This is a genomic window from Haloarcula vallismortis ATCC 29715 (assembly GCF_000337775.1).
GTDB lineage: Archaea > Halobacteriota > Halobacteria > Halobacteriales > Haloarculaceae > Haloarcula > Haloarcula vallismortis.
Map to the genome: position 1 here is coordinate 366,903 of NZ_AOLQ01000069.1, position 12,233 is coordinate 379,135.

The following is a 12,233-nucleotide window of genomic DNA, read 5'->3' on the forward strand; positions in this document are numbered from 1 at the left end:
CGTGCGTTCGCGGGCACGGGTATAATCCTTTGGTCACCCACCGATTCGGCGCTGACTCCCTGCTGTTTGTCGCCTACTCCTCGTCGGACTCCTCGCGGAGGAGACGTTCGATGGCTTCAGCGATCTCCTCGTAGGACTGCATCGTCAGTCCGTCTGTAGTGATGAGCACGCCATGCCGCTCTGTCGTCGCCCGGAGGAGGTAGCCGTTGGAGAACGCGCGCACGGTGAAACGGTAATCACCCAGCTCTGACTCCTGGTAGGCGTTTTTCGTCTGTTTGTACCCCTGCCACTCGTGGCCGACGAAGTCGTTGAGGTCGGCGTCCTGTTCGAGGTCCTCCCGCAGATAGAGTTGCTCGAAGTTCGCACGAGTGAAATACGTCACCGAGCGAAGGGAGTCGCCCGTCGCCGTCCGGGCTGTCGTAACGATTGCGTCGGCCAGATCGTCCGAGAGAATGTTTCGAGTCATGCCCGACCGAAGGCGGGCCACCCTCTTAATTTCAGGGTTCCCGATACCAGCAACGATAGCAGGGGAATAGCAGCACCAGAACTACCGAATTTCGCATTATCGACCGTCACGTTCGGGACTGACCGACAGTGTATTAGGCCGGTCGCGTGACCCACCGGGTATGGACGCCGGACTCATCATTCTGGACGGTTGGGGACTGAACCCGGACGACGATGTCCGGGATGCCGTCGCCGCCGCCGACACGCCGAACTTCGACCGCTACCGAGACGCAGGCGCAGCGTCGACGCTTGCGACCCACGGCCGCCGGGTCGGGCTCCCGGAGGGCCAGATGGGCAACTCCGAGGTGGGCCACCTCAACATCGGGGCCGGCCGTGTCGTCAAGCAGGACTCCGCCCGCGTCAGCGACAGTATCGCCCGCTCGCGAGGCGAGTCACCGCCCGACGACGAGGCACAGGACCCGCCCTTCTTCGAGAACGAGACGATCCTATCGGCCTTCGAGTACGCCGAGGAACACGGTGGCCGAGTTCACTTCATGGGCCTCGTCTCCGACGGCGGCGTTCACTCCTATCAGGATCACCTCCACGCGCTCATTGAACTCGCCGGCGAGCGCGGAACCGACGCCGTCTCACATGCCTTCACCGACGGCCGCGACACCTCGCCGACCGGCGGCGAGGACTACCTCACCGACCTCGAAGCCACCGCCGAGAAGCACGGAACTGGCCACGTCGTCACCGTCTGCGGCCGCTACTACGCGATGGACCGCGACCAGAACTGGGAGCGGACGCGCCGGGCCTACGACGCCATCGTCCACCGAGAGGGTGACCACCACGCCGACGACGCCGTCACGGCGGCCACGGAATCGTATGCCCGCGACACCACCGACGAATTCATCGAGCCGACGACCGTCGGCGACCACGCCGGCCTCGAAGACGGCGACGCAGTCATCTTCTTCAACTTCCGGTCTGACCGCGCTCGGCAACTCACCCGAATGCTCGGCGATATCCGGCCCGAGGACTGGGGGGCTGACACCGAATCGCCGGACACCCGGCTGGTGACGATGACCCAGTACGACGAGACGTTCGACCTGCCGGTCGCCTTCCCACCGAATCAGCCCGAGGACGTGCTCGGCGAGGTGCTCTCGGAAGCCGGGAAGACCCAAATTCGGCTGGCCGAGACGGAGAAATACCCCCACGTCACCTACTTCCTCAACGGCGGGCGGGAAGTCGCGTTCGACGGCGAGAGTCGTGAAATCGTCGACAGCCCCGACGTGGCGACCTACGACCTACAACCGGAGATGAGCGCGCCGGAACTGGCCGACACCGCCATCGAGTTCATCGAGGCCGAGGACCCCGATGCGATGGTCCTGAACTTCGCCAACCCCGATATGGTCGGCCACACCGGCGACTTCGACGCGGCGGTGACCGCTGTCGAGGCCGTCGACGAACAGCTCGGCCGGCTGGTCGACGCCATTCAGGCCGCCGGCGGCCACGTCCTCATCTGTGCCGACCACGGGAACGCTGACGACATGGGGACCGTCGAGGACCCGCACACGGCCCACACGACCAATCCCGTCCCGTTCATCTACCTCTCCCCTGACGGGACCGCCGGTGGCCGGACTGCCCGCGACGGCGGGACGCTGGCCGACCTCGCGCCGACGATGCTCACACTCATGGATATCGACCGGCCGGCCGCGATGACCGGCACGCCGCTCATCGAGTAATGGGCGGCGCAACCACGCTAGTCTTCGAGTAGTGGGAGGGGCGACGGCGCTACTCTCCCAGCAGCGAGAGGTACTGCGGCGGCACGCGGTCGGTCGTGTACGTCTCGGCCCCCCGTTTGACGACCCACCAGTCGTTGGCTTGCATCGTCGCGGCGTCGATGACGAACACGACGGGGTCATCGGCGTGGCGACGCCCCACCTCGCGGGCCGCTCCAGCGGAGTCAGAGAGATGGACCGTCTGGCGGCCCATCGGCTTCAGTCCATCCTCGCGTATTGGTTCGACGTTCCGCGGGGCAGTCCCGTGATACAGCGTCGGCGGGACCGGGTCGTCGGTCGCGTCGAGAGAGACGTCGACGGAGTGTCCGTACGCCGCTCGAACGCGACCGCCAGCCGCTCCCTCACTTGACTCGTCGCTGACTCCCGCTCGCTCGAACCGTCCCTTCGGGTCCGTGGCGATGACACCCGAAAGCGCCTCGCCGTCGACCCAGTCGTACTTTCGCTCGACTGCGGCGCGGAGGGACTCGAATGGTGTCCAGCCTGCCTCGTCTACGTCGATGCCCGCGTCTTCGGGGAAGTGTCTGAGCGCCCCCGAGATGAACTTCGAGAGCTGTCGCCGCCGTGCACCGTCGAGAACATCAATCCCCGCTCCATCACAGACCGGGCAGGTATCACCCTCGAAGAAGCCATCCTCGGGACAGCGACGGACCGCGTCTGGCATGGTCGAGAATGAGCCACGACCACACAAAAACGTCACGTGGACGGATTTCGGCCGAGATTACCCTGATTTCTCCACCCCAGCGTCCGGGTAGCTTCAAGTGAATACAGTCGACAGTGAGCCATAGCGAAATGCCGTCCCCAACAGACCTCGAACTCGGTGGCGAGCGGTCTGACGTGTATCGGTTTGTGGAACGGAACGGCCCTGTCGCGCCCGCCGAGGTGGCCGAAGCCATCAGCGTTGACCCCGAGCGATTCCAGCACCACATCTCCATTCTCAAACGGGACGACCTCATCGAGACCACCGAAGAGGGGAAGCTCACGGTTGCCCTCCATCAGGGCGAGACGGCCGAACACTACGAGGCCGGCGTCAGCTACGAGATACGGCCTTCCCGGCCATCGGACCTCTCCGGCGTCGTCGGCACGATCCGCGACGTGACCAGCGAAGCGCCGTACCTCATCGCAGCTGGCGTTGCCGAGCAACTGGCATACGAGGACACGCTCGTCCGCTGGGGTCCTAACCGCTGTCGCGTCGTGTTCGTTGCTACTGTCGACGACGATGTCGTCGGCTGGGTCCACGTCTCTATGTCCGAGGTGGACGAACTCGCGTCGACGGCCGAACTCACCCTCGGTGTGATGGAGACCTACCGCCGCCATGGAATCGGCAGTCACCTGCTTCACCGCGGGGTCGAATGGGCTGCCACCCGTGGCTGTCGGAAGGTGTACAACAGCCTTCCGGCCACGAACGAGCGAGCTATCGACTTTCTGAAAGAATCCGGCTGGACGGTCGAGGCTATCCGCGACGGTCACTATGAAATCAGCGGGGAACTGGTCGACGAGGTGATGCTCGCTCGCCGGCTGGACTGAGTCGAATTTCAGGCAACCACCGCGACCTGCCGGACAGAGAGTCCGAGGACAGCGCCCTGTGGATTTATGATTATCTGCCGACAAGTGCGGACATGACAGTTGCCGAACTGGAAGACTTCGGGATGCTCCAGATGGATAGCGAGGACATCGAAAAGACCCTCGAACGGAAAAGCGTCGGCGTGCTCGGTGTCCCGACCGACGCCGCCCCGCTACTGTGCCCGCTCAGTTTCTGGTACGACGGCGAGTCCACGCTCTATTTCGTCTACGTCCTCGGTGCCGACAGCCAGAAAGTGACGGCGAGCGACCGCGCAGACGTCGCTCAGTTTCTCGTCTACAACATCGAAACCACGTTCAACTGGCGCAGCGTCCTGCTGACGGGGACAATCGAGCGAGTCCCTGATGACGAACGTGCAGCACTCGAAGAACAGATCGACACCTCCTGGAAACCAGACATGTTCGAACGGGCGGCCGAGACGGAGGCCACAGCGCTGTACCGGTTCCGAATCGACGACCGCGCCGGTATCAAGCAACTCGAACTCCCGCCTGAACTCAGGACCGAATCCTCGTCGAGCCGGCCGGACTGACCGGGTTCAGCCCGTCCGGAAGGAGAAATCGAGCGTCGGCGCGGAGTGGGTCAGCGCCCCCATCGAGATGATGTCCACGCCTGTTTCAGCGTAGGTCGGCACGTCCTCAACTGTGATACCGCCGCTGGCCTCGGTGAGCGCGTCGGCCTCGGCCGCCGCCACGAAGTCGACGGCCCGCTCGGTCTCGGCGGGTGTCATGTTGTCGAGCAGGACGATGTCCGCGCCGGCCTCGGCGGCCCGCGGGGCGTCCTCGGGCGTCTCGACCTCCACGTCGAGTTTCGTGGCGAATGAGGCCCGCTGCCCGAAGTGCTCGACGGCGTCAACCAGCCCCATCTCCGCGATGTGGTTGTCCTTGATCATCACCATGTGCGAGAGGTCCAGCCGGTGGGTGTCGCCGCCGCCGGCCGACACCGCTCGCTTCTCGATGCCGCGCAACCCCGGAGTCGTCTTGCGCGTGCCGGCGATGCGAGTGTCGGCGTCAGCGTCTGCCGAGGCCGCGGCGTCGACGGCGACTCGGGTCTTCGTCGCCACGCCCGAGGCGTGGCCGGTGATGTTCACGGCGACGCGCTCCCCGCGGAGCACCGACTGCGCGGGTCCCTCGACTCGCAACACTTCATCGCCGGCGTCGATCGCATCTCCGGCGGCGAGCGGCGTTTCCACGGCACAGTCCAGATACTCGAACACCGCGGTGGCGGCGTCGAGGCCTGCAACGACGCCTGCTTCCTTCGCCACCAGACGCCCCGTCGTCGTCCCGGGCACGTCGTTGGTCACGTCGTGGTGGCCCACGTCCTCGCGGAGCCACCGCTCGATGTCGCTGTCGGTGAGCATCAGTCGGCCGTGGACTCCGGCGGGTCCTCGTTCGCGCCCACGAGGTTGTGTGTGCCGACGCTCTCCTCGTTCTCGGCGGCATGACGCGCAATCAACAGGGCGGTGACGCTGGCGTGGCGGAGTTCGTACAGCGACCGGCTGGTCCGGGTGCGGACGTACGCGTCCACTTCGCCCTTGAGCCGGCGGAGGACGGCCATTGCGCGCTGGAGTTCGGCCGGGTCGCGCTCGACGCCGACGTTCTCGTCCATCACGCGGGTCAGCCGCTGGAACTTGTCGCGGGCGAACCGCTCGGGCAGGTCCGGGTCCCGTTCCAGCAACTCCGGCGCTTCGATTGGGTCAGCTTCGGCCCCGGCGGCGTCTTCGCCGGCCCGCAGGCCCCAGACTAGCCCCTCAAGCAGAGACGTACTGGCGAGGCGGTTCGCGCCGTGGACGCCGGTTCGGGAACACTCCCCGACAGCGTAGAGTCGGTCCAGCGTCGTTCGGCCGCGGTCGTCGACGCTGATGCCGCCACAGAGGAAGTGTTCGGCGGGCGCGACCGGGATGCCACCGTCCGGGTCGATGCCGTGTTCCGCACAGCGGTCCGCGAGGTTCGGGAACTCTTCGGTGAAGTCCAGTGGCGAGACATCCAGCGTGACCTCACCGGTGGCCTCCCGTTCAGCTTTGACCGCTCGGGCAACTACGTCGCGGGGCGCGAGCTCGGCGTCCGCGTGGTAGTCGGGCATGAACCGCTCGCCATCGCCGTTGCGCAGCAGGCCGCCCTCGCCGCGGACGGCCTCGCTGACGAGGAATGCTATCTCACCATCGAGAGTACAGGCTGTGGGGTGGAACTGGACGTACTCCATGTCCTCGACCTCGGCCCCGGCGAGTGCCGCCATCCCGATGCCGTCCCCGGTCGTGTTGTCGGGGTTCGTCGTCCGCGGGTAGAGGTCGCCGATACCGCCGGTCGCCAGAACGACGCTGCCGGCGAAGTAGGGGTCGACCGCGCCGTCGGATTCGAGCATCGCGCCGTGGACCCGACCCTCGTGACGGATGAGTTCGAGCGCGGCGGTATCGTCCAGAATCTCCACGCCGTCGTGGTCATCGAGGTAGTTCAGGAAGGGGACGTGGATGTGTTTGCCTGTCGAGGCGTCGACGTGGAGGATGCGGTCCTCGCTGTGAGCAGCCTCGCGGGTGAAGTCGTGGCTGGACCCGTTCTGGTCGAAGGCAACATCGAGGGTCTCCAGCAGCACGTCCTCGACAGCCGCGTTGGCGTTCTCGACCAGCACGTCGACCGCGTCAGGGTCGGCGGTGCCGTCGGAGGCGGCCATGATATCTTCTTTGAACTCTTCGGGGGTATCCCGGGAGATTGCGATGCCGCCCTGTGCCCACCAGGAGGAGGCCCCTTCCGGGCGGGTCGCCTTCGTTGCGAGTGTCACGTCGTCGCCGTCACGGGCTGCGGACAGGGCCGCCGCCAGCCCGGCGATACCGGAACCAATGACGAGTACGTCAGTCGTAATCGGGTCGTCTGTCATTGTTAGATCTCCAGCATTCGGTCCATCGCGACCTGTGCCAGTTCCTTCTCCTCGGGCGCGACTTCGATGACGTTGCGCTCACGGCCCGCGACCAGTTCCTCTAGCACCCACGCGAGGTAGTTCGGGTCGATCTGGCGCATGGCGTTGCAGTCCATGCAGGCGTCGCCACACAGCGGCACGACGTTCACGTCGGGGTGCCACCGCTGGAGGTGGTGGGTGAGGTGTATCTCGGTGCCGATGGCCCACGTCTCACCGGGGTCGGCCTCGGCAACGGACTCGCAGATAGTCGACGTCGAGCCGGACACGTCTGCGGCTTCGACGACCTCGCGGCGACACTCGGGGTGCACGATGACGTTCGCGTCGGGGTAGTCCTCGCGAATGGACTTGATGTGGTGTTCGCGGAAGCGTTCGTGGACCTGGCAGTATCCCTCCCAGAGGATGACGTCGTTCTCGACGGCGTCGGCGGCGTCGGTGCCCTCGGCGTCCCACGGGTCCCACTCGACGGTTTCGTCGGCCATGTCGAGTCGGTGGGCCGTGTTCTCGCCGAGGTGCTTATCGGGCAGGAACAGCACCTTGTCACCCTTCTCGAAGGCGTACTCGAAGGCCTTGTGCGCGTTGGAGGACGTACAGACGAGCCCGCCCTGCTCGGCACAGAACGCCTTCAGGTCGGCGTAGCTGTTCATGTACGTGATGGGGATGATCTCCTCGTCGTCGTCGAGTGCTGCGGTCAACTCTGCCCACGCGGCGTCGACCTGCAGCGCCTCGGCCATCCCGGCCATCGGGCAGGACGCCTCCATCGACGGGAGGATCACGGACTGGTCGTCGTCCGTGATGATGTCTGCCGACTCGGCCATGAAGGTCACGCCGCCGAAAATTACGTAGTCGGCGTCGGACTGGGCGGCTTCTTTGGAGAGCTGATACGAGTCTCCGATGAAGTCGGCATGTTCGACAATCTCTTGACGCTGATAATTGTGGCCGAGGATGACCACGTCGTCACCGAGGGTCTCGAGCGCGCTCTCGATGCGCTCAGTCCGCTCGTCCGCATCGAGGTCCCGGTACGCTGGCGGGAGCTGCTCGAGGTTGTCGTACTTGAAGAGGCTGAGGTCCGTCTCGAACGCGGCGGTTTCCATTTCGGGCACGATGTATCCACCTGTGGGTACTCACACTTCGTAACTGCTCCGTGAAAAGATTTTATCTTCAAAGAAGTAGGTTGGCAGCGGAGAGAATTATATAGCTGGTGTTGGTGGCCAATCTAGTTCTGTTCACGATGTTGGTGGTGTATCAGTTTTTGTATCCGGTTTTGGCGAGCTAACTGCTTCTATATCCGTGATTGTCGAATTATGTTATTTGTTACCGAGAAACAGGAAGCGTGCTGCTTCGATACTGCTGTCTGTCAGCCTTACTGCCCGAATTCGAACACGATGTCGCCGTCGCTGACGGTCAGCGAGACGGGTATATCCGAGATATCGTCGGCCGGTACGTCCCACGGAGAGGCCGACAGGACGGCGAAATCCGCGGCGGCCCCCGGCGTGACCGTTCCCATGCGGTCCTCGTCGAAGCCTGCGTACGCGGCCTCGCTGGTGTACGCCCGGAGTGCCTCGTCAACTGTCAGGCGCTGGCCCGGCTCCGGCGCGGTGACAGCCTGCTGAACGCCGTACAGCGGCGACAGCGGCATACAGTCACTCCCGAAGGCCAGCTGTGCGCCGGCGTCCACGAGATCGCGAAACCGGTTCGTCAACGACCGGCGCTCACCAAGTCGCTCATCGTACAGGCCGCCCGAGGCTGCCCAGCGGTGGAAGTTCGGCTGCGCCGAGACGACCAGCGACGACGCCGCCAGTCGCTCCACCAGATCACCTGTGAGAACCTCGGCGTGTTCGACACGGTGGCGCTCGTCCGCGGCGTCGACCGACTCGACGGCGGAAAGCAGCGCGTCGATAGCCGCGTCACCGATGGCGTGGGCGGCGAACTGGAGGCCCGCGTCGTCGACTGCCGACACCAGCTCCCGGAGGGCTTCGGGGTCCGTCCGCCACTCGCCGACGCTGTCGCTGTCTGCGTAGGGGTCACGGAGCCGCGCGGTTTCGGCCCCGAGCGACCCGTCGATGTAGGTCTTAATCGCGCCCGTTCGGACCCGGTCGCTCCCGTGGTTCGTCACCAGCCCGAGTTCCCTGATTGCATCGAGGTGGTCCACCCAGTAGTTGAGCCGCACCCGCAGAGAGAGTGCGTCCTCGGTGTCCAGATCGCGGTACACCCGCGGGGCATGAGATTGTCGCACCATGTCGTGTATAGCGGTAATCCCCCTCGAAAGCGCCACCTCCTGTGCGGCCAGCAGGTACTCACGGGTCTGTGTGTAGTCGGGCACAATTGCGTCGAAGACAGCTTCGGCGGCTTCCTCGACGAGCACGCCAGTCGGGGCACCGTCCTCGGTCCGGACGCTGTCGTCGGGCAGGTCCAGGGCGTCCAGCGCGGCGTGGTTCACCGACACCGTGTGGATGTCCTCGCGCGCGGCCACGACCGGGCGCTCAGTGCTCACTCTGTCCAGTGTCGCCGCTTGCAACAAGTCTCCATCCCAGTCGCTCTCGTCGTAGCCAAAGCCCAAGACCCAGCCCTCACCGTCGTCAGCCGCCAACAGTCGGCCGATGCAGTCGTCTGGGCCGTCTGCCCCGGCGAGGTCCGCCTCGACTGCACGCCGACCGACCATATCCAGATGCGTGTGGGCGTCGACGAAGCCGGGCAGCAGGATGCCGCCCTGACAGTCGACAGTTTCGGCACCTGCGGTCGAGAGTTTGTCCGGGTCACCGACGGCGGTGACAGTCCCGTTCGTCACCGCGACCGCTGACGCCGGGTCGTCGCCGGACAGCGGCCGCACCTCACAGTTCGTGAATACGCGGTCGACCATACAGAGTCCGGGAGCGGCGACTGCAAAACGCTTGGCCCGCCAAGAGCAACTGTTAGGAGTCCCGAAGCCACATCGGTCAGTATGACTGACTCCGACGTCGTCGCGCTCGCAGAGCGCGTTCGTGACGGTGAGTTGCGGCGCTACGAACTGGAAGACCACGCCGACCCCGACACCGCGGCGGCGGCCCGCAGACACCTGCTGGCTGAGGAAACCGACGCGGACCTCTCTGCAGTCGGTGACTACACCTTCGACGCCGCCGCCGCCGAGAGCAACATCGAGAACATGGTCGGCGCGGCGCAGGTCCCGATGGGTGTCGTCGGCCCGCTGCCCGTCGATGGCGGGGCCGCCGAGGGCGACCACCACCTCCCGCTGGCGACCAGCGAGGGCGCGCTGTTAGCTTCGGTCAACCGTGGCGTCTCGACGATTCGCAACGCCGGCGGCGCGACCGCTCGCGTCCTCAAATCCGGGATGACACGCGCGCCGGTGTTCCGCGTCGAAGACGTGGCCGAGGCGGGGGAGGTGTCGGCCTGGGTCCGGGAGCACGTCGACACGCTGGCCGACGCCGCCGAATCGACCACGAGCCACGGCGAACTGCAGGACGTGACGCCCTACGTCGTCGGCGACAGCGTCTTCCTGCGGTTCTCCTACGACACGAAGGATGCGATGGGCATGAACATGGCCACCATCGCGACGGAAGCGGCCTGCGATATCGTCGAGTCCGAAACTCCGGCCGACCTCGTCGCGCTGTCGGGCAACCTCTGTTCGGATAAGAAGCCCGCCGCCATCAACGCCGTCGAGGGCCGCGGTCGGACCGTCGCAGCGGACGTGCTCATTCCCCACGAACAGGTCGAAGAACGGCTCGATACGACCTCCGACGCTATCGTCGAGGCAAACACGCGCAAGAACCTCGTCGGGTCGGCAAAGGCCGGCGCGCTGGGGTTCAACGCTCACGCCGCCAACGTCGTCGCCGCGGCCTTCCTCGCGCTCGGACAGGACATCGCACAGGTGGTCGAGGGGAGCAACGCCATCACGACGGTCGACGCCCGCGAGGACGGCCTGTACGCCTCGGTCACCATCGCGTCGCTGGAGGTCGGCACCGTCGGCGGCGGGACGGGCCTGCCGACCCAGTCCGAGGCGCTTGACGTGCTTGGCTACAGCGGCGGCGGCGACCCTGCTGGCAGTAACGCCGACGCGCTCGCGGAGGTCATCGCCGCTGGCGCGCTGGCCGGCGAACTCTCGCTTCTTGCCGCACTCTCATCCCGGCACCTCTCGTCGGCCCACGCCGATCTCGGGCGGTAGCGCCGTTTCCGCGTCGGGGCGCTATCACTGCCGGCTCTGACTCACCAGAAAGCCGGCACCCGCAACGAGTACGACGACGCCAGCGAGCAAGAGCGCCTCTTCACCGAGCAGCGGCCCGAGCACCAGCAGTGCCCACGCGACGGCGAAGACGCCGTGGGCGATAGCGAACAGCCGCCGGCCCCGCCGGGCGAACACGACCGTTCCCAGCGTGAACCCGAGGGTCAAGACGACCGCCGAGAGCGCGACTGTGCTCACCCGCAACGAGCCGACTGCGACGGGTTCGACGACCGGCGTGAGCAGAAACAGCAGTCCCGAGAGGCCGACGAGCGTGCCGACCGCGACCGGTCCGGGTTCGAAATCCAGTGTTGCGGTCATAGAAGCCGGTACTGCCCCCGGCTCTCCGAGGCCTTGCCGGCACGAAGCAGCTTGTCCAGTGCCTTCCGGGTGTACGACGCTGGGACGCCGCGCTCCTCGGCGTAGGCCACGATATCGTCCTCGGTCGGTTCGTCCAGTTCCCGCAGCGCGTTCGTGACCGTCTCCTTGCGGCTTGACCCGCCGGTCGCCCCCTGCTCGACGCGTTCGGCGGCCGCCGACACGGCGTCAGTGTCGACCCCCGACTCTTCGAGGTACGTCTCGTCGTCCACACCCGCGTCGTCGACCTGTCGCTCCATCTCGGCGTACGAATCTAACGCCGCGAAGGCGTCGTCCTCCCCCTGCCGGTTCGCCAGCATCGATGCCCGCACCTCGCGGGCGTGGGCCTCGTCGTCCGTCTCGACGAACTTCCGTCGCTTCTCGTGTTTACGGCGCGTACCACACCGCGGGCACTGGGTCGTCTCCGGCCGGCCCTCGGTGACCCACAGCGCGCTGCAATCACTACACCCGACGACCGCGTACATGCTCTTCTGTCAGGGCCGGACGGTACTGAATCCACCGACGTCCGATGCCGGGGAACGAAGGCTTAGGTGCGGTGGACATGACATAGCCGAGCATGGAAGAAGTGCCACAGGCGGCCTGTGAGACAGTCGAGGCAGTCGACGGCGTTCACCTGACGCAGCTGGCCGTCGGAGAGCAGATGAGTGTCCAGCAGTTCCATATCGAACCCGGCGCGGCCGTCCCGGAACACAGCCACCGCCACGAGCAGGTCGGCTATGTCGTGAAAGGGACCTTTACTTTCCACGTCAACGGCGAGGAGTACGTCATCGGCCCCGGAGACTCCTACGTGGTCCCGAGCGAGGAACCACACAAGGCGCGCAACGACGGGGAAGAGCCGGTCCGTGGCATCGACGTGTTCAGTCCGCCCAGAACAAACCCGGACTGGCAAGACTGACCACAACTGTTTGAGTCCTGC

Annotated in this window: 13 protein-coding genes; 5 read left to right on the plus strand and 8 right to left on the minus strand. The window is 65.8% G+C overall.

From position 1 onward, the window contains the following. Positions 1–73: 73 nt before the first annotated feature. Complete coding sequence (locus tag C437_RS18835; RefSeq protein WP_004518604.1) at positions 74–466, minus strand: DUF7522 family protein; 393 nt, start codon at positions 464–466, stop codon at positions 74–76. A gap of 160 nt (positions 467–626) precedes the next feature. Here C437_RS18835 and gpmI point away from each other — a divergent pair, with 160 nt between their 5' ends. After that, positions 627–2,186, plus strand: coding sequence for a 2,3-bisphosphoglycerate-independent phosphoglycerate mutase (gene gpmI, locus C437_RS18840; protein ID WP_004518605.1), 1,560 nt, complete (start codon positions 627–629; stop codon positions 2,184–2,186). Between the two features lie 49 nt (positions 2,187–2,235). On the opposite strand, the gene C437_RS18845 is transcribed toward gpmI, so the two are convergent. Beyond that, entirely contained in the window at positions 2,236–2,904 is a 669-nt protein-coding gene (locus tag C437_RS18845; RefSeq protein ID WP_004518606.1) for an RNA 2'-phosphotransferase, read from the minus strand. Positions 2,905–3,032: 128 nt separating this feature from the next. On the opposite strand from C437_RS18845, the gene C437_RS18850 reads away from it, so the two are divergent. Next, positions 3,033–3,767, plus strand: coding sequence for a GNAT family N-acetyltransferase (locus tag C437_RS18850; protein ID WP_004518607.1), 735 nt, complete (start codon positions 3,033–3,035; stop codon positions 3,765–3,767). A gap of 92 nt (positions 3,768–3,859) precedes the next feature. Continuing rightward, entirely contained in the window at positions 3,860–4,351 is a 492-nt protein-coding gene (locus C437_RS18855) for a pyridoxamine 5'-phosphate oxidase family protein (protein ID WP_004518608.1), read from the plus strand. Between the two features lie 6 nt (positions 4,352–4,357). Here C437_RS18855 and nadC read toward each other — a convergent pair whose 3' ends face one another. The 4 genes from nadC to C437_RS18875 all read right to left on the minus strand — a co-directional run bounded on the left by nadC (position 4,358) and on the right by C437_RS18875 (position 9,586). Beyond that, a complete protein-coding gene (gene nadC / locus C437_RS18860) occupies positions 4,358–5,179 on the minus strand; it encodes a carboxylating nicotinate-nucleotide diphosphorylase (protein WP_004518609.1) in 822 nt (273 codons plus the stop codon). Continuing rightward, on the minus strand, positions 5,179–6,690 hold the full coding sequence (locus C437_RS18865; protein ID WP_004518610.1) for an L-aspartate oxidase: 1,512 nt from the start codon (positions 6,688–6,690) through the stop codon (positions 5,179–5,181). Before C437_RS18865 ends, nadC begins: the two co-directional genes overlap by 1 nt. A 2-nt stretch (positions 6,691–6,692) precedes the next feature. Next, positions 6,693–7,820 (minus strand): quinolinate synthase NadA, encoded by a 1,128-nt coding sequence (nadA, locus tag C437_RS18870; RefSeq protein WP_170832120.1) that lies wholly within the window; start codon positions 7,818–7,820, stop codon positions 6,693–6,695. A gap of 269 nt (positions 7,821–8,089) precedes the next feature. Further along, a complete protein-coding gene (locus C437_RS18875) occupies positions 8,090–9,586 on the minus strand; it encodes an amidohydrolase (protein WP_004518612.1) in 1,497 nt (498 codons plus the stop codon). An 81-nt stretch (positions 9,587–9,667) separates the two neighbouring features. Here C437_RS18875 and hmgA point away from each other — a divergent pair, with 81 nt between their 5' ends. Further along, positions 9,668–10,885: a hydroxymethylglutaryl-CoA reductase (NADPH) gene (hmgA, locus tag C437_RS18880; RefSeq protein ID WP_004518613.1), complete on the plus strand. Its 1,218-nt coding sequence runs from the start codon at positions 9,668–9,670 to the stop codon at positions 10,883–10,885. Positions 10,886–10,909: 24 nt separating this feature from the next. Here hmgA and C437_RS18885 read toward each other — a convergent pair whose 3' ends face one another. Together C437_RS18885 and C437_RS18890 are read right to left on the minus strand one after the other, a co-directional pair. Next, entirely contained in the window at positions 10,910–11,260 is a 351-nt protein-coding gene (locus tag C437_RS18885; RefSeq protein WP_004518614.1) for a hypothetical protein, read from the minus strand. Further along, positions 11,257–11,781, minus strand: a complete 525-nt coding sequence (locus C437_RS18890) for a DUF5817 domain-containing protein (protein WP_004518615.1) — start codon at positions 11,779–11,781, stop codon at positions 11,257–11,259. Before C437_RS18890 ends, C437_RS18885 begins: the two co-directional genes overlap by 4 nt. 92 nt (positions 11,782–11,873) lie before the next feature. On the opposite strand from C437_RS18890, the gene C437_RS18895 reads away from it, so the two are divergent. After that, on the plus strand, positions 11,874–12,212 hold the full coding sequence (locus tag C437_RS18895; protein WP_004518616.1) for a cupin domain-containing protein: 339 nt from the start codon (positions 11,874–11,876) through the stop codon (positions 12,210–12,212). Positions 12,213–12,233: the final 21 nt, after the last annotated feature.